Origin of the sequence: Uliginosibacterium sp. 31-12 (assembly GCF_030548425.1) — a bacterium.
GTDB lineage: Bacteria > Pseudomonadota > Gammaproteobacteria > Burkholderiales > Rhodocyclaceae > Uliginosibacterium > Uliginosibacterium aquaticum.
Map to the genome: position 1 here is coordinate 24,599 of NZ_JAUOOA010000009.1, position 17,474 is coordinate 42,072.

The 17,474-nt window shown below is 64.9% G+C and carries 14 protein-coding genes; 4 read left to right on the forward strand and 10 right to left on the reverse strand.

The features are described from left to right. Nucleotides 1–42: 42 nt before the first annotated feature. The 5 genes from Q3Y64_RS15960 to folD are packed head-to-tail and all read right to left on the reverse strand — an operon-like array spanning nt 43 to nt 4,423. Complete coding sequence (locus Q3Y64_RS15960; RefSeq protein ID WP_303563316.1) at nt 43–1,020, reverse strand: L-threonylcarbamoyladenylate synthase; 978 nt, start codon at nt 1,018–1,020, stop codon at nt 43–45. Next, a complete protein-coding gene (locus Q3Y64_RS15965; RefSeq protein WP_158239172.1) occupies nt 1,017–1,874 on the reverse strand; it encodes a dienelactone hydrolase family protein in 858 nt (285 codons plus the stop codon). The genes Q3Y64_RS15960 and Q3Y64_RS15965 overlap by 4 nt, the downstream gene beginning before the upstream one ends. Nucleotide 1,875: 1 nt before the next feature. Next, nucleotides 1,876–3,042, reverse strand: coding sequence for a 5-(carboxyamino)imidazole ribonucleotide synthase (locus tag Q3Y64_RS15970; protein WP_303563574.1), 1,167 nt, complete (start codon nt 3,040–3,042; stop codon nt 1,876–1,878). A gap of 5 nt (nt 3,043–3,047) precedes the next feature. Then, nucleotides 3,048–3,548, reverse strand: coding sequence for a 5-(carboxyamino)imidazole ribonucleotide mutase (purE, locus tag Q3Y64_RS15975; protein ID WP_101941735.1), 501 nt, complete (start codon nt 3,546–3,548; stop codon nt 3,048–3,050). Continuing rightward, nucleotides 3,545–4,423 (reverse strand): bifunctional methylenetetrahydrofolate dehydrogenase/methenyltetrahydrofolate cyclohydrolase FolD, encoded by an 879-nt coding sequence (gene folD, locus Q3Y64_RS15980; RefSeq protein ID WP_101941734.1) that lies wholly within the window; start codon nt 4,421–4,423, stop codon nt 3,545–3,547. The genes purE and folD overlap by 4 nt, the downstream gene beginning before the upstream one ends. Before the next feature lie 266 nt (nt 4,424–4,689). On the opposite strand from folD, the gene Q3Y64_RS15985 reads away from it, so the two are divergent. The 3 genes from Q3Y64_RS15985 (at nt 4,690) to Q3Y64_RS15995 (ending at nt 11,593) form a co-directional block, all read left to right on the forward strand. Beyond that, entirely contained in the window at nt 4,690–8,025 is a 3,336-nt protein-coding gene (locus tag Q3Y64_RS15985) for a DUF2126 domain-containing protein (RefSeq protein ID WP_303563320.1), read from the forward strand. Between the two features lie 131 nt (nt 8,026–8,156). Then, complete coding sequence (locus tag Q3Y64_RS15990; RefSeq protein WP_303563322.1) at nt 8,157–10,625, forward strand: circularly permuted type 2 ATP-grasp protein; 2,469 nt, start codon at nt 8,157–8,159, stop codon at nt 10,623–10,625. Further along, entirely contained in the window at nt 10,622–11,593 is a 972-nt protein-coding gene (locus Q3Y64_RS15995; protein WP_101941731.1) for a transglutaminase family protein, read from the forward strand. Before Q3Y64_RS15990 ends, Q3Y64_RS15995 begins: the two co-directional genes overlap by 4 nt. A 90-nt stretch (nt 11,594–11,683) precedes the next feature. On the opposite strand, the gene Q3Y64_RS16000 is transcribed toward Q3Y64_RS15995, so the two are convergent. Beyond that, nucleotides 11,684–12,556, reverse strand: coding sequence for an NAD(P)-dependent oxidoreductase (locus tag Q3Y64_RS16000; RefSeq protein ID WP_303563325.1), 873 nt, complete (start codon nt 12,554–12,556; stop codon nt 11,684–11,686). A 242-nt stretch (nt 12,557–12,798) separates the two neighbouring features. On the opposite strand from Q3Y64_RS16000, the gene Q3Y64_RS16005 reads away from it, so the two are divergent. Further along, nucleotides 12,799–12,945 carry a hypothetical protein gene (locus tag Q3Y64_RS16005; RefSeq protein WP_303563328.1) on the forward strand — a complete coding sequence of 49 codons (147 nt, stop codon included), beginning with the start codon at nt 12,799–12,801 and terminating at the stop codon, nt 12,943–12,945. 11 nt (nt 12,946–12,956) lie between these two features. Here the strand turns inward: Q3Y64_RS16005 and Q3Y64_RS16010 are convergent, their stop codons facing one another. From Q3Y64_RS16010 to Q3Y64_RS16025, 4 genes are all read right to left on the reverse strand, one after another. After that, entirely contained in the window at nt 12,957–13,745 is a 789-nt protein-coding gene (locus Q3Y64_RS16010) for a YbaY family lipoprotein (protein WP_303563330.1), read from the reverse strand. A gap of 104 nt (nt 13,746–13,849) precedes the next feature. After that, on the reverse strand, nt 13,850–14,635 hold the full coding sequence (locus Q3Y64_RS16015; protein ID WP_101941728.1) for a transglutaminase family protein: 786 nt from the start codon (nt 14,633–14,635) through the stop codon (nt 13,850–13,852). A gap of 52 nt (nt 14,636–14,687) precedes the next feature. Continuing rightward, complete coding sequence (locus tag Q3Y64_RS16020; protein WP_101942221.1) at nt 14,688–15,635, reverse strand: alpha-E domain-containing protein; 948 nt, start codon at nt 15,633–15,635, stop codon at nt 14,688–14,690. Between the two features lie 15 nt (nt 15,636–15,650). Beyond that, a complete protein-coding gene (locus Q3Y64_RS16025; protein WP_101942220.1) occupies nt 15,651–17,042 on the reverse strand; it encodes a circularly permuted type 2 ATP-grasp protein in 1,392 nt (463 codons plus the stop codon). Nucleotides 17,043–17,474: the final 432 nt, after the last annotated feature.

Below are 17,474 nucleotides of genomic sequence, written 5' to 3' on the forward strand. Positions count from 1 at the left end.
TGCCTCGCTTCCATGCAAGGCCGCTTGCAGCGGATGCGGCGCCTAGGTTTCGTCGTCTTCGGCGCCGGAGCCGGCCACGGCACGCCCGAGCCGATCGTGCACCGCATCCCAGGCGCTGTCATCCGGCAGGTTTTCGACGAGAATCTCGCGCGCGCCAGCGGCATCCAGGGCACGCAGGTTGGCGTAGAGATCATGGGCGTAGCCCTCTGCGTCAAAGGGCGCGTCGATGCTCATGGCGTAACGGCCGGGGTCGCTCTCACCGGCGTGGCTGAGTATTGCGCAGTCGGCCGATGCTGCGGCGATTTCTTCGCGCGAGGCCAGGCGCATCGGTGTGCGTGGCGCGTAGTGGGCGGCGAGCGCACCGGATACGCGGGGTGCCGTTTCCGTTTCCGACTTCAGCCGCACCGGGCGGCCGATGACCGCAGCCATGGCCGCGCGGCTGATCATGCCGGGTCGCAATATCACCGGCTCGCCGCGTGAGAGATCGAGAATGGTCGATTCGATTCCTACATCACAGGCGCCGCCTTCCAGGATCATCGCCACGGATTCGCCCAGTTCTTCCTGCACGTGTTGCGCAGTGGTCGGGCTGATGCGGCCGAAACGGTTGGCTGAGGGCGCCGCCACGCCGCCGCCGAAGGCGCGCAAAAGCGCCAGTGCCACCGGATGATCCGGCACGCGCAGGCCGACCGTGTCCTGCCCGCCAGTGACCACTTCGGAGACGTCTGCCTCCTTTTTCAGGATCAGGGTCAGCGGGCCCGGCCAGAAGGCGCGCGCCAGCGCGATGGCTTCCCTGGGGATCTCGCGGGCCCAGTCGGTGAGTTGCTCGCGGTCGGCCAGATGCACGATCAGCGGGTGATCGGCCGGGCGGCCCTTGGCAGCGAAGATCTGGCGCACCGCGTCGGGGTTGGCGGCATCGGCCCCGAGGCCGTAGACCGTTTCGGTGGGCAGGGCCACGAGCTTGCCGGCACGCAGCAGTTCGGCGGCGCGGGCGATGTTGTCCGGCGTGTCAGCGCAGATCATTTCAACTCTTGTGCAAAAAAAGCGAGTACGCGCTGCTGGGCGTCTTCGCGGGCTTCGGGGTTCGGCGCGGTGGTGGTGCCCTGGCCGGGATTCACGCCATTCGGCACATCCTTGCGGACGCGTTTCTGCGTCAGTGCCGGGTTGTCGAAGTCGTGATAAGTGTCGGGGTAAGTCACGATCTGCATGGCCTCCCCGCGTGCCGTCACGGCCGCCGCCAATACCTTGCAGGGGGCCGCAGGCGTCCAGTCGTCGGCCTCACCGATGAGCAGCAGCAGTGGAGCATAGGGCTTGAAGGCTTCGGCTTTTTTCGCTTTGCTGCTGCAGCCAGGATAGAAGGACACGGCCGCTGCAAAGCCGCTGCCGGCTCGGGGCGCGTGCGTGATGGTGTCGAGCGTCACGCCCCCGCCGTGAGACCAGCCCAGCAGGCCGATGCGCTGGCCATCCACATCGCTGCGGCCGCGCAGATACGCGAGGGCGGCATAGGCGTCGCCGCGTCGGTCGGCTTCCTTGAGGCTGCGCTCGGAGAATTTCTGCGTGCACAACTCCTTGATGCCGCGCGCGCCCAGGCTGTCCAGCATCAGGGCGAGATAGCCGTGGGCGGCGAGAAACTCGCCCCACATCCGGTGCCGCGCGTTGAGCGTGCCATCCTTGGCGTAGGCGCCACCGCAACCGTGCAGCATGACCACCGCCGGGTGCGGGCCGGGGCTTGCCGGCTGGAACACAAAGCCGGCAAGCGGCGCAGGGGCAGACGATAAGCCAGCCGTGGGCAGGGTGACCGGTACTGGCGCGGTGGCCTGTGCCGGGCTGCTCAGGAGCTCCAGCGTCAGCCACAGGCCTGCCAGCGCCGCGCGCACCTCACTCGTCCTTGATGCCGACGGCGGCGCGGGCGGCCAGCGCGACGGCCAGCGCCTTGGCCGGATCGGCGTCGAGTACCGTGAAGTGGCCCATCTTGCGGCCTGGGCGGGCGTGGTGCTTGCCGTAGAGGTGCAGCTTCAGGTTGGGCACGGCGTAGAGCTTCGACCAGTCCGGCTCGCGATAGGCGCCGTGCGCATCGGGGCCCGGCTGGCTGGCGTCATACCAGATGTCGCCCAAGAGGTTCACCATCACCGCAGCCGAGTGTGCGCGTGCATCGCCCAGTGGCAGGCCGCACAGGGCACGTACCTGTTGCTCGTACTGGCTGGTGACGCAGGCGTCCACCGTGTAGTGGCCGCTGTTGTGCGGGCGTGGCGCCATCTCGTTTACATACAGCTCGCCGTGGGAAACGAAGAACTCCACGCCGAGGGTGCCGATGTAACCGAGCTTGGCGGCGATGTGTTCGGCGATTTCTTGCGCGCTGTCACGTTGGCAGGCCGAGCTGCGCGCCGGCGCGATGGACACGTCGAGAATGCCATTCGTGTGCTGGTTCTCGGCGACCGGAAAACACTTGCTGCGGCCACTCTCGTCGCGCGCCAGCACCACGGAAACCTCGTAATCGAGCTTGAGCATTTGCTCCAGCACGCAAGGCTCGTTCTTGAAACCGTGGAAGGCGGCGATGGCTTCTTCACGGCTCGTAACACGTGCCTGGCCCTTGCCGTCGTAACCGAAGCGGGCGACCTTCAGGATGCCGGGGAAGAGCTCGGCGCCGGCCACTTCCAGATCGGCCACGCTGTTGATCGCGGCGAAGGCTGCGTGCGGAAAGCCGTTGGCGCGCAGAAAGCTCTTCTCGGCAACGCGGTTCTGGCAGATGCCGACGGCATCGGCATTGGGGCGCACCGGGATGAACTTGGCAAGGTATTCGAGGGTGCCGGCTGGCACGTTCTCGAACTCGGTGGTCACCGCAGCGCAGCCGGCGGCGAACTGGTCAAGCGCCGCGAAATCGTCGTACTCCGCGCACAGATGGCGGTCGGCGGCCTTGCCGGCCGGGCTGTTGGGGTCCGGGTCGAGTACCCAGACCTTGTAGCCCAGTTCGTGGGCGGCGAGCACGAAGAAGCGGCCGAGCTGGCCGCCGCCGAGCATGCCCAGGGTGGCGGGGGGCAGGATCATCGTGCTCACGCGATGTCGTCCAGTTTCATGTCCAGCACGCTCTGGGTCTGGCGTGCGCGGAAGGCATCGAGCTGCGCGGCGATTTGCGGATTCTCGTTGGCCAGCATGGCCACTGCGAAGAGGCCGGCATTGGCCGCGCCGGCTTCACCGATGGCGAAGGTGGCCACCGGGATGCCCTTGGGCATCTGCACGATGGAGTGCAGCGAATCGACGCCCGAAAGCGCTTTGCTTTGCACCGGTACGCCCAGCACCGGCACGCTGGTCTTCGCGGCCAGCATGCCGGGCAGGTGGGCAGCGCCGCCGGCACCGGCGATGATGGCCTTGAGACCGCGGCCACGCGCGGCTTCGGCGTACTCGAACATCAGGTCCGGGGTGCGGTGGGCAGACACCACACGGGCTTCATAGGGGATGCCGAATTCCTTGAGGACTTTGGCGGCAGCCTGCATGGTGGGCCAATCGGAGTTGGAGCCCATGACGATGCCGATAACAGGAGTCTGTTCGCTCATTGTGCGTTCTTTGCTTCAAGGGCGCGCTGGGCCGACTCCACGGTGTTGGCCAGCAGCATGGTGATGGTCATCGGACCAACGCCGCCAGGCACCGGGGTGATCAGTGAGGCCACTTCACGAGCTGTGTCGAACTCCACATCGCCGCACAGCTTGCCGGCGTTGGGGCCTTCGGTGAGGCGGTTGATGCCCACGTCGATCACCACCGCGCCGGGCTTGATCATGTCGCCCTTGAGGAAGTTCGGGCGGCCCACGGCGGCGACCACGATGTCGGCACGTTTTGTGTGGAAAGCCAGATCCTTGGTCTGCGAGTGGCACACGGTGACGGTGGCGCCGCGTGAGAGCAGCATCACCGCCATCGGCTTGCCGACGATGTTGGAGCGGCCGATGACGACGGCTTCCGCGCCCTTGATCTGGACGTTTTCGGAGTCCAGCATCTTCATCACGCCCCAGGGCGTGCACGGGTAGAAGCTCTTGCGGCCTTGCAGCAGCAGGCCGAAGTTCTCGGCATGGAAACCATCCACGTCTTTTTCCGGCGAGATGGCTTCGAGCACCTTGTCTTCGTCAAACTGCTTGGGCAGCGGCAGTTGCACCAGGATGCCGTGCACCGAGGCGTCGGCATTGAGTTCGGCAATCTTGGCGAAGACTTCTTCCGGAGCCACGTCGGCCGGGTATTCGAACTTGAGCGAACGGATGCCAGCCTTTTCGCAGCCGGCCACCTTGTTGCGCACATACACGGCCGAGGCCGGGTCGCCGCCGACGAGGATCACGGCGAGGCTGGGCTGCACGCCCTGGGCAGTGAGTTCAGCGGCGCGCTGGGCGATTTCACCGCGCACTTGCGCCGAGAGAGCGACGCCATCGATGTTGCGAGCAGTCATGGTGGGCCTAAGCTTTTGAAAAACCGGCAATTATAGCGCCGAGGTGGAGTTCGCGGAATGTGCCGGGGCGGATCCGGGGCGTGATTTTCTGCAACAAGGCCTTGGCAGGATTCATGCGCTGCTTTGGTGCCATGCAGCATGCCGGGTTGGATGTGTGCCCGTGCTTGGTGCCGGCACTGTGTGCAAAGGCCTGCAATTCCCATGAATAGGGCATTGCACGCTAATTGCTAAGATCTCTCAGCCCCGATCCCAACAGAAAGAAACCGATGTCGATCCATGTTGCGCTGAATCACGTCACGCATTACCGCTACGACAAGCCGATCAGCCTTGGCCCGCAGATCGTGCGTTTGCGCCCGGCGCCGCATTCGCGCACGCGGGTGTTGTCGTATTCGCTGCGGGTGACCCCCGAGGGCCACTTCATCAACTGGCAGCAGGATCCGCAATCGAACTATCTGGCGCGCCTGGTGTTCCCGGAGAAAACCCGTGAGTTCCGCGTCGAGGTGGATCTGGTCGTCGAGATGGCGGTGCTGAACCCCTTTGATTTCTTCCTCGAGCCCGAGGCAATGGCCTATCCCTTTGCCTACAACCCAGGCCTCGAGACCGAGCTGGCGCCCTATCTACTCAAACTGCCACTCGAAAAACGCTTCAAGACGCTGCTGGACTCGGTGCCGCGCGAGAAGACGCCAACCATCGATTTTCTCGTTGCGCTGAACCAGCGTCTGCAGAGTGACATCAAGTATCTGGTGCGCATGGAGCCCGGCGTGCAGACACCGGAAGAGACGCTGGCGAAGGCTTCTGGCTCCTGTCGTGACTCGGCCTGGTTGCTGGTGCAGCTCTTGCGCCACCTGGGCCTTGCCGCGCGTTTTGTGTCCGGCTACCTGATCCAGCTGAAGCCGGATGTGAAGTCGCTCGATGGGCCTTCCGGCACGGAAGTGGACTTCACCGACCTGCATGCCTGGTGCGAGGTTTATCTGCCCGGTGCGGGCTGGATCGGTTTTGACCCGACCTCGGGCCTGCTCGCCGGAGAGGGCCACATCCCGCTGGCCTGCTCGCCGGAGCCTTCGTCCGCCGCGCCGATCGAGGGCGGACTGGAAAAGTGCAAGGTCGAGTTCGAGCACCACATGCGCGTCGATCGCATCTGGGAAGCGCCGCGAGTGACCAAGCCTTATACCGAGGATGAGTGGGCGGCCATCGTTGCGCTGGGCGAGCGCATCGACGACGATCTGCTGGCCCATGACGTGCGCCTCACCCAGGGCGGCGAGCCGACCTTCGTGTCGGTGGATGACCGTGATGGCGCCGAGTGGAATACCGATGCGATGGGCCCGACCAAGCGTGGCCTGTCTGCCGAGCTGCTGGCCAAGCTGAAGGCGAAGTACGCGCCGCATGGGTTGCAGCACTTTGGCCAGGGCAAGTGGTATCCGGGTGAGCAGCTCCCGCGCTGGTCGCTGAACCTTTACTGGCGCAAGGATGGTGAGCCGCTGTGGACCAATCCGGCACTGTTTGCCGATGAGCAGCAAGACCACGCCGTCACTGACGCTCAGGCGGGCGACTTCCTGCGCGGTGTGGCCGAGCGGCTCGGGCTGGCGCCGAAGTTCGCTTTCCCGGCCTTCGAAGATGTCTGGTACTACCTGTGGCGTGAGCGCAAGCTGCCAGCCAACGTCGATCCCTTCGATGCGCGTCTGGAGGATCCGCTCGAGCGTGAGCGCCTGCGCAAGGTATTCAGCCAGGGCCTGGACAAGACGGTGGGTTGGGTGCTGCCGATCGCGCGCAACTCGGCCGGTACACACTGGCAGAGCGGGCCGTGGTTCCTGCGCGATGAGCGCTGCTACCTGATCCCCGGTGATTCACCGCTGGGTTATCGCCTGCCGCTGGATGGCCAGCCGTGGACCCGTGCGGCGGATTATCCCTGGCTGCACCAGTCTGACCCCTTGCAACGCCAGCCTCCCTTGCCCTCGTATGCTGCCCTGCGCCATCAGGAACTGGTGCGGCGCGAGATTGCTCCGGTCGGTCTGGCCGGTGCCGGCGGGCGCGGCAATGGTGACGCGGCCTGCGAGCGCCACCCGGAGGCCTTCGAGTCTGCCGGCTGGGTCACCCGCACCGCCATGTGCGCCCAGCCACGCGAGGGCAAGCTCTATCTCTTCATGCCGCCCACCGCCTTGCTGGAGGATTATCTGGAAGTGGTGGCCGCCATCGAAGCCACTGCCGAGGCGATGCAGTTGCCGGTGGTGCTGGAGGGGTACGAGCCGCCCAGGGATGCCCGTCTGCAGGTGCTGCGGGTGACGCCGGATCCGGGCGTGATCGAGGTCAATGTGCATCCGGTGGCCTCCTGGGGCGAGCTGGTCGAGCAGACCACCCATCTCTATGACGCGGCCCACCACACCCGCCTGTCTACCGAAAAGTTCATGCTTGATGGGCGCCACACCGGCACCGGCGGCGGCAATCACTTTGTGCTGGGCGGTGCCACGCCGGCCGATTCGCCCTTCTTGCGGCGGCCGGATCTGCTCGCCAGCATGGTGAGCTACTGGCACAACCATCCCTCCCTGTCCTACCTGTTCTCGGGCCTGTTCATCGGCCCGACCAGCCAGGCCCCGCGTGTCGATGAGGCACGTAACGATTCGGTCTATGAGATCGAGGTGGCGCTGCAGGAGATGCGTCGCCAGAGTGCGCAATTCGGGAACTGCCCGCCGTGGCTGATCGACCGCTTGATGCGCAATCTGCTCATTGACGTGACGGGCAATACCCACCGGGCTGAGTTCTGCATCGACAAGCTGTACTCGCCAGACGGCTCTGCCGGCCGCCTCGGCCTGCTCGAAATGCGTGGTTTCGAGATGCCGCCGCATGCCGAGATGAGTCTCGCCCAGCAACTTCTGATGCGCGCGCTGCTGTCGCGTTTCTGGCAGCAGCCCTATGAGCCGTCGCGCCTGAAGCGCTGGGGGACCGAGCTGCACGATCGATTCATGCTGCCGCACTTTGTGGAAGACGATTTCCGGGATGTGATCGAAGAGCTGCAGGATTTCGGCTACCCGCTGGAGGCGCATTGGTTTGCGCCCCATCTGGAGTTCCGCTTTCCGAAAATCGGCGATTTCGTCGCCAAGAACGTAGAGGTCGAGCTGCGCCTCGCACTGGAGCCCTGGCATGTGATGGGCGAGGAGGGTGGTGCCGGCGGCACGGTTCGCTTTGTTGATTCCTCGGTCGAGCGTCTGCAGGTGAAGGTGCGCGGCTGGGGGGATGAGCGTCATGTGCTGACTTGTAATGGCCGCGCGGTGCCCTTGCAGCCCACCGGTACGGTTGGCGAGTTCGTGGGCGGGGTGCGCTATCGTGCCTGGCAGCCACCCTCCTGCCTGCACCCGACGATTGCGCCGCATGTGCCGCTCAGCTTCGATCTGGTGGATGGCTGGATGCAGCGCTCGCTGGGAGGCTGTCAGTACCACGTGGCCCATCCGGGCGGACGCAATTACGCCACCTTCCCGGTCAATGCCTACGAGGCCGAGGCGCGGCGCTTGGCACGCTTCTTCCGCTTTGGCCATACTCCGGGGCGGATCGCGCCTGCGCTGGAAGAGCGCAACCCGGACTTCCCCTTCACGCTCGATTTACGCAAATGAGGCATCACTGAGCAGCCCGCCACGGGCATCCGTCAGCGCAGCCGGCACGCGCGCCAGTCGTGTCCGGCCGCCCCTGCTGGTGGCCGTGGCACTCTACAATGCCGGGACGCCCTCAATAACAAGAAATCCTCATGCCCCGACAATTCCTCGCCGAGTATCCGGACGATAGCGCCCGTTTCGACGAAATGTTCTCCGCGCCCGGCGTGCCGCGCGCGCATTACGCTGCGCTCTATCAGCGCCTGCTGGGGCAAACCGCGCCGCAGTTGCGCGAGCTGTTCAACGATACCGATCGCCAGATTCGCGACAACGGGGTGACCTACAACGTCTATGACGACGAGGAAGGTAGCGGTCGCCCTTGGGCTATGGACCCCTTGCCGTTGATCATCCCGGCGGACGAGTGGGCCGGGATCGAGCGTGGCGTACAGCAGCGCGCACGCCTCTTCAACTGCATCCTGGCCGACCTGTATGGCCCGCAGCAGCTGTTCCACGAAGGGCGCCTGCCGCCTGCGCTGGTGCTGGGCCACCCCGGCTTCCAGCGCCCTGCGCATGGCATCCAGCCGCCGGGCGGGGTTTTCCTTCACATTCTGGCGGTGGATCTGGCGCGCTCGCCGGACGGGCAGTGGTGGGTCGTCAATGACCGTAGCCAGTCACCCTCGGGCATGGGCTACGCACTGGAAAACCGCATCATCACCGCGCGCCTGCTCCCCGAATTGTTCCGCGAGCTGCGCGTGACGCGCCTGGCCAGTTTCTTCGCTGCCCTGCGCGACTCCATCGCCAGCTATGCGCCGCATGACAATGGCCTGGTCAATACGGTGGTGCTGACGCCCGGGCCTTACAACGAAACCTATTTTGAACACGCTTACCTTGCGCGCTATCTCGGCTTTCCGCTTGTCGAGGGGCAGGATCTCACCGTGCGCGATGGCTGTGTGTGGCTCAAGACCCTGTCTGGCTTGCGCCGCGTCCACGCCATCATCCGCCGCATGGATGACGATTTCTGTGACCCACTTGAGCTGCGCGCCGATTCAGCCTTGGGTGTGCCGGGGCTGATGGATGTGGTGCGCAGAGGCAATGTGCTGTTGGCCAATGGCATCGGCGCCAGCGTGATCGAAACCGGGGCGCTGGCGGGTTTTCTGCCGGGTCTTAGCCAGCACCTGCTGGGCGAGGAGCTGGCCATGCCTGGGGTGGCCACCTGGTGGTGCGGCGAAACCTCGGCGATGGAAGATGCGCTGGAGAAAGTCGATCACCTTGTCTTCAAGAGCGCTGTGCCGCATCCGCAGGGGCGGCGCATCGAGCCGGTGTTCGGCGAGGATCTGGATGAGGACGGGCGTGCCCGCCTGGCTGCCCGCGTGCGTGCCAATCCGCGCGATTATTACGCCCAGGAACTGGTCTCGATCTCGCGTGCGCCGCTGCTCGATCGCAGCCACGGCCGCAAACTGTTGGCTCGCCCGGTGGGCCTGCGCGTGTTTGCGGTGGCCACGCCAGAGGGCTATATGGTGATGCCGGGTGGCCTGGCCCGTAGCGCCAGTGATCATGACACGCGCATCCTTTCGAACCAGCGTGGCGGCGGCAGCAAGGACGTATGGGTGTGCGGCGAGACGGCCGGTGCGCCCATCTCGCTGCTGCGCCGGCCGGTCGAAGCGGCCGATCTGGTGCGCAGCGGCGCCGGCCTTTCCAGCCGGGTGGTGGAAAATCTATTCTGGTTCGGCCGCTACTCCGAGCGCTGCGACAATCTCGCGCGCTATCTGCGCGTGGCACTTACCCGCGTGACCGACAACGTCGACAACCCCGGTGAGTGGAAGGCGCTCGCCGCGCTGGGCAAATCCATCGGTGTGCTGCCGGCAGACTGCAAGGAGAGCGAAGCCGTGCGCCCCTTGCTGCGCGCCACCTTCGATTCCCAGCACCACGGCGGGCTGGCCTCGCATATCCTGCATCTGTCGCGCACCGGCTTCCAGTTGCGTGAGCGCCTGTCTTCCGACAACTGGCGTACCCTCAATGCGCTGGCCCAGAAGATCGGCACGAAGCCGCATGAGCGGGTTGGAATCTTCGAGGCATTGGCGCAGATCGATGAATACATCACCAGCTTCATGACCCTGGCTGGCTTTGCGCTTGATGGCATGACGCGTGACCATGGCTGGCGCTTTCTCTCGCTGGGCCGGCGTATCGAGCGTTTGCAGTTCCAGACCGAAGCCATCGAGGCGGCGATGAAGATGGGCGTCAAGGGCAACCCGGAATGGCTGCTCGACGTGTCGGATTCCATCGTGACCTATCGCTCGCGCTACATGGCGCGCCCCGAGTGGATTGCGGTGTTGGATCTCCTGATCGCGGACGACACCAACCCGCGCGGCATCGTATTCCAGACCGCCGGCCTGTGCGATTACGTGGAGCGCCTCAACGCCTCGCTTGGCGACATGCCGGATAGCGGCCTGGATGCTCTGCACCGGCGCCTGCTGGCACTGGATCCGGGGTTGGACTTCCATCCCGGCTCACGCGCCCTGGGCGAGGCCATGGTCACCCTGCGCGCGGCCTCGGCCAGCCTCTCCGACCAGATCAGCCAGCACTATTTCAGTCATGCCGAAGAGCAGGCGAGGGTGATCGCATGAGTGAACATGAAGCCGAAGCGCCGATCCGCTACCACGTCATCCACGAAACGCTGTATCGCTATGCCGCGCCGGTGAGCCTGTCGCAGCATTTGCTGCACATGGTGCCGCGCGAATGTGCGTTCCAGCATGTCGAACAGAATCTGCTTGAGGTGACGCCCAGCGCCAATCGCTGTGAGCCGCTGATTGACTGGTTTGGCAATCCCGGCAGCTGGCTGGCGCTGCGCCAGCCGCATAGCATGCTGCGCCTGATTGCGGCCAGCACGGTGGAGGTTTCCCCACGCCCGCAGTGCTGGCGCGAAGTCCCGGGGCGGCCCTGGGACGAAGTAGCGGCGATGCTCTCGGCCTTCCCATCCATTGCGCCGCTGGATGCGCAGGAATGCGCGCTGGCCTCGGTGCAGGTGCCGCTGCTGGAGGAAGTGCGCGAATGGGCGCTGGCCAGTTTTACGCCGGGGCGCCCCTTGCTGGAGGCCTGCCGCCACCTGATGGGGCGTATTCACAAGGAGTTCGAGTTCGACGCCAAGGCCAGCACGGTCGCTACGCCGGTGGCCGAAACCTTCCACAAGCGCCGTGGCGTGTGCCAGGACTTCGCCCAGCTGATGCTCTGTGCATTGCGCTCTCTGGGCCTGTCAGCACGCTACATGAGCGGTTACATCCTGACTCACCCAGCGCCGGGCAAGCCGCGCCTGATCGGAGCCGACGCTTCGCATGCCTGGATTGCGGTGTGGTGCCCCGACAATGACTGGGTGGGCTTTGACCCGACCAACAACCTGCAGCCGCATCTGGAGCATGTGATCCTCGGCTGGGGGCGCGACTTCAACGATGTGAGCCCGATGCGCGGGGTCATTCTCGGTGGCGCCTCCCATGAGGTGGAAGTGCAGGTCACCATGATGCCGGCCGAGACGCGCGATTTCGATGCCTTGCTGGGCGAGGTGCGCGGGCGCTCGCTGAAGAAGAAGGCGGCGGAGTAGGTCAGAAAAGCCGCAGGCGCCTTCCGACTGGGCGGCGTGGTGAGCCGTTATATTGTTGGCGTGCGTTGCGCTTTTCCGACCTACGCAGACCTACGCCGGCTTGCGCAGGCGCGGGTCGAGGTCGAAGCTGGCTGGGTTGCGGTAGTCATTGAGCATTACGCGCACGCCGCCTTGCAATGCCGGCCCTGACCCGGGCCCGGGCGGCGGGGTGGCGGCGAGTTCAGCGGCGAAGCGCGCCGAACTGTCGCGTGGCTGGTAGCCGATGCGTTCGGCATCGTCGCCGCGCCACCAGCACCCTGGGTTGTCGGACACGCCATATACCACGGCGCAGCCTGGTGCATCGGCCAGCAGCGCACAGCGCACCAGTTCGACAAAATCTCCCGGGCTCAGCCAAACCGCCATGCCGCGCATATCGGATGGGCGCTCCCGACAGGCTCCGATCCGCAGGCACACTGATTCGAGCCCATGACGATCGTGGTAGTAGGAGGCCAGCAGCTCGCCGTAGCCCTTGCTCACGGCATACAGGCTATCCGGGCGCATCGGCATGGAGGGGCTCACTGTTTCGCCGCAGGGATAGAAGCCGGTGACGTGATTGGAGCTGGCGAGTATGACTCGACTCAGACCCACTGCCAGCGCTGCATCGTAGAGGTTGTACTGGCCCACGATGTTGGCGGGCAACAGGGTGTCGAAATCGCGTTCGAGCGGAATACCGCCCATATGCACCACCATCTGGGCGCCGTGCAGCAAGCGACCTAGTGCAGCGCGATCAGCGAGATCGCATGGTTGGAGGGTTTCATTGCCCGTGGGGGCCTCAGTCAGGGGAACGATGTCGCTGAGAACCAGCTCGTCGCACAGCGCACGTAGTGGTGCTCGCAGCAGGCGACCTAGGCGCCCGGCAGCGCCGGTGAGCACGATGCGCCCGAAGGGGCGCGGGTTTGCAGCAAGAGTGGCTGTCTTCAGCATGATGGCAGGGGGCGGGACTGGGGCCGCCGCAGGAGGTTGTGTGGAGTTTGTGCTGCAGGGCATGACAATCCGTCCCCGGGCGGGACAGCACCGTGCTGGATGCGCAGTGGCGATAGCCCGGGCACGGCAGGTGTGTTGGTAGACTCTGCAAATGGATGTGGCAGGGCGGGCGAATGTCGGCAGGGTGGACCGCTTGATGCTTGAGATTCATGTGGCCACTCCGGCCCTGCAAGGAGAACATCATGCTGATCGAACGTGACATGAGCGAATTTTCCTGGTCGCACGAAGAGCCGCAGGAAGACGCCAGCCCGGCTGCGCTGGCTGCTGTACCGGAGCCGCTTGCAGCCCTGCTGGCGCTGCAGTTGCTGACGGTGACGCCACCGGCCTGAGTGCTTCGGCCCTACTGCATGTAGCGGGCTTCGAACTCCGCCAGCAGCTTGCCATCCGCGTCCAGCAAACTCAGCTTCTGGCCGCTCACGCGCCAGCTGTTGACCTTGCCGAGGGCGGCAAGGAAGGCCTGTTCGGGGCCACCGTCGGCTACGCAGGCCATCATGGTGGCAGCCACCTTGCTGAATTTCAGCTGCCTGTCTTCAAGGCTGTAGGCACCCATGAAGCGATTGCAACCGGCAAAGCCACTGACGCCGGGCTCGGCCTTGTCGTTCAGCACGAAATAGGCTTCGCGGGTGCCTTCATGGCTCACGACGGCCTCGCCGTTGAGGCTGAGCAGTTTCCAGTAGGTATTGACCAGACTGGCGTCTGAGGGCACGGCTGCAGGCTGGCTGCGGGCCACGCGCTTGAGCAGCAGCTCCACCGTGTCGGCATGGCCACGGGTGAGGACCGGCGCAATCGTGTCGGTGGTGAATAGCAGTTGGCCATCAAGCGTGATGCGCGCGCGCACCGTATAGCTGTGAGCGGGATTGAGGCGGCTCGGGTCGTAACGGATGGAAAAACGGAAAGGGGGCTGGCCAGCGGGGTCCAGCTTGCTGCTGCCCAGCAGTTCAGCGGGTGCGCCGACGCGGGAAATATCTTCCAGCGTGGCTTCAAAGATCGCATTGGGTGGCAGGGCGATGCGCTCGCGGTAGGTGGCGCTGCCGCTGAGGCTGGCTTCCGCCGCATGGGTACTGACGGAAAAAAGGCTGCCAATGAGCAGCAGGGCGCCGGTCAATCGGCGCGAACATGAATTCAGCATGCGAGGACTCCTGTGCGAGGGAATGCAGATTGTATGACTCCCTCTGCCGCAGAAGTTCCATCGCGCCCGTGAGCCTGTAGGGCCCAGCGCGTACGTGCGTTGGTTCAGGCAGCGTGCACCGAGACGCGTACTTCCTCATGGCCGCCGCCGTGGTGAGCCGCACGCATCGGGCAGGCGTCGAGGTAATCGCGGCCCACCGCCAGACGGATCTGGCGACCGCTGGCGAGCTGGGCGCGGCGTGCATCGAAACTGACCCAGCCGCCCTCCTGCTCCAGCCATACATCGGCCCAGGCGTACTCGCCAACGCGCTCGCCGAGCTGGTAACCGCTCACGAAGCGAGCCGGCAGGCCGATCGAGCGGCAGGCGGCAAGGAGGATATGTACCTGGTCCGGCAGGGTGGCGGCGCCGCGCGTGAAACTGCTCTCGGCACCCCGCACCGCTTCGCCGCCGGAGGGGGCCGGCAGGAGTTGCTCGCGCAGGGCCTGCAGCAGGGTCAGCACGTCGTCGATATCCTGCGGTGGCTGGCTGAGGTGTTTGTGAGCCAGTGCGGCCAGGGCCGCTCCGGGAGTCGTGAGCTGGGTGCTGGCAAGATAGATCTGCGGGGCCAACGGGCTTTGCTCGAGGCCGATCAGGGCCGGACTGCTGTCCGGCACGTCGACCACGCCGGTGACGACGATGCGCACGTTTTCATGCGGTTCGGTCAGGGTCAGCAGATGGGTAGTGTTGCCCCAGGCATCGACGCTGCGGCTGCTGCGCACCGGGGTGTTGACCTGCCATTGCGCGACGCGCACACCGGCTTCCTCTCGTGGGGTGATGCGCAACTGGCGGATGCTGTAACTGGCAGGGCTGTCAAAGTGGCAGCGGGTTTCGTGGCGGATGGTGTACTGCATCGTCAAAACCTCCTGTTTTTTGCAGGAGCGGTCTCCGGCCGCTCCTGGTGCGTCACGCTGTCACGGGCATCAGGAAATCGGTCGCGATGCGGTTGCCGACGTCATTGATGCGGGTAATGAATTTCGTCAGGTACTGATGCAGGCCACCTTCGAGTACGTCTTCAATGCGCCCGTAGCGCAGGCTGGCAGCGAGCTCGCCGGCACGGCGCTGCGTTTCCTGCGAGCGGGTGTTGGCCACCTGCTCGAGGAAAACCAGCATTTCGTCAGTGCAATAGGCCAGCGAGCGCGGCATGTCGTTTCTCAAGACGAGCAACTCGGCCACACGCGAGGGCGTGATCTGGTCGCGATAGACCTTGCGGTAGATCTCGAAGGCTGACACCGAGTGCAGCAGCGCGCTCCATTGGTAGTACTCGCCGGCATCGTCGCGGCGCGGGGCTTCTGCAATGAAGTTGTACTTCACGTCGAGAATGCGGGCGGTGTTGTCGGCGCGTTCGATGAAGGTGCCCAGACGCAGGAAGCAGTTGGCTTCGTCGCGCATCATGGTGGCGAAACTCACGCCGCGGAACTGGTGCGAGCGCAGCTTCACCCACTCGAAGAAGGCGTCCAGCTCATCGGCGCCCATCTGGCCGATGTCATAGCTCTGCAGGCTGAGCCAGGTGGCATTGATGGTTTCCCATAGCTCGGAAGTCAGGGTGCCGCGTACGGCATGGGCATTCTCGCGGGCGCTGCGCAGGCAGGAGTAGATGCTGCCGGGATTGTTGCGGTCGAGGGCCATGAAGTGCACGACTTCGGCCGGCACCAGCTTCTCGCCATGGGTGTTGAAGTAGCTCTCCAGCACACCCACGGAATCAAGGGTTTCGCGCCACAGGCGCTCGACTTCGCGTTCGCTCTGCGGCAGCAGTTGCATGCGGTTGTTCACGTCCAGCATGCGGGCGAGGTTTTCGGCGCGCTCGATGTAGCGGGCCATCCAGTACAGGTGATCGGCGGTGCGGCTGAGCATGCTCATTGTTCTCCCTCAGTTTTCCATCACCCAGGTGTCTTTCGTGCCCCCGCCTTGCGAGGAGTTCACGACCAGCGAGCCTTCCTTCAATGCCACGCGGGTGAGGCCGCCGGGCACGAAACGCACTTCGTTGCCAGAGAGCACGAAGGGGCGCAGATCGATGTGGCGCGGCGCAATGCCGGCATCCACGAAGGTTGGGCAGGTGGACAGCGACAGGGTGGGTTGGGCGATGTATTTCTCGGGCGAGGCGAGGATGCGCAGGCGGAAGTCCTCGATCTCGGCCTTGGTGGAGGCCGGGCCGACCAGCATGCCGTAGCCGCCAGCGCCATGGACTTCCTTCACCACCAGTTCGGGCAGGTGTTCGAGGGTGTAGGCGAGATCCTCGGGCTTCCTGAGCATGTAGGTGGGCACATTGTTGAGAATGGGCTCTTCACCGAGGTAGAAGCGCACCATCTCGCCAACATACGGGTAGATCGATTTGTCATCGGCCACGCCGGTGCCGACGGCATTTGAGATCGTTACGTTGCCGGCGCGGTAGGCGGAGAGGATGCCGGGTACGCCAAGCATCGAATCCGGCCGGAAGGCGAGCGGATCGAGGAAGTCGTCATCGATGCGGCGGTAGATCACGTCAACGCGTTGCGGCCCCTGCGTGGTGCGCATGAAAACCTGCTCGTCGCGCACGAAGAGATCCTGCCCCTCGACCAGCTCGACGCCCATCTGCTGGGCGAGGAAGGCGTGCTCGAAGTAGGCGCTGTTGAAGCTGCCCGGGGTGAGTACCACCACCACCGGGTCGAGCACGCCTTTGGGCGCCACGGCACGCAGGGTGTCGAGCAAGAGATCCGGGTAGTGTTCGACCGGGGCGACGCGATTCCTGGCGAAGAGTTCGGGGAAGAGCCGCATCATCATCTTGCGGTTCTCGACCATGTAGGAGACGCCGGAGGGCACGCGCAGATTGTCTTCCAGCACGTAGAACTCACCGGCGCCGGCACGCACGATATCCACCCCGGCAATCGCCGCGTAGATGTTGTTGGGCACGTCCACGCCCTGCATCTCGGGGCGGTACTGGGCATTGGAGATGACCTGCTCGGCCGGGATGCGTCCGGCCTTGAGGATTTCCTGGCCGTGGTAGATGTCGTGAATGAAGGCGTTGAGTGCTTTGACGCGCTGGCGCAGGCCGTCGGCGAGGGCCAGCCATTCGTGCGAAGGGATGATGCGCGGGATCACGTCGAAGGGGATCAGGCGCTCGGCGCCCGCCTCATCGCCATACACTGCAAAGGTGATGCCGGAGCGGCGGAACAGTGCATCGGCTTCCTGGCGCTTGCGCGTCATGCGTTCCGCACTCATCCCGTCGAACCAGTCCACATAGCCCTGGTAGTGCGTGCGCAGCTCTCCACTGGCGCTGTTCATTTCATCGTAAAACCGGGCTTGCGCCGGGCTTGCTTGGGTTTGAGCCTGAATCGGGGCCACGCGTGTCTCCTGCTGGAGCTGTTATGTCGGCACCATTGCCATTGCGAGAAGCGTGCCATGCGTGCAAAGCGCCTGTTTGCGTAAGCAGACATATAGCCATGAGCCAGATTGGTGCATGCAATCCGGGCCGTGTTCAGGCTGGTGCGTTGCAGCATGCCGGAGTGTGCCCAGAGGGTGTTGCGGCGTTGTGAAGCCCGGCCGGTGCTACTGAGCGGGAGCGTGGCGGGTTGATGGCCGCGTTCGCCTGCGGTGTCGTTGCTGCGGTGAGAAAACCGCGCTGCCGGCGAGGCTGTTGTACCCCGTAGGGAGGAGCTTGCCGTCTGGCGCGCGGGGCGGTTCATGCAGGTAAGTCCTGCTTGAAGAGATCTATCA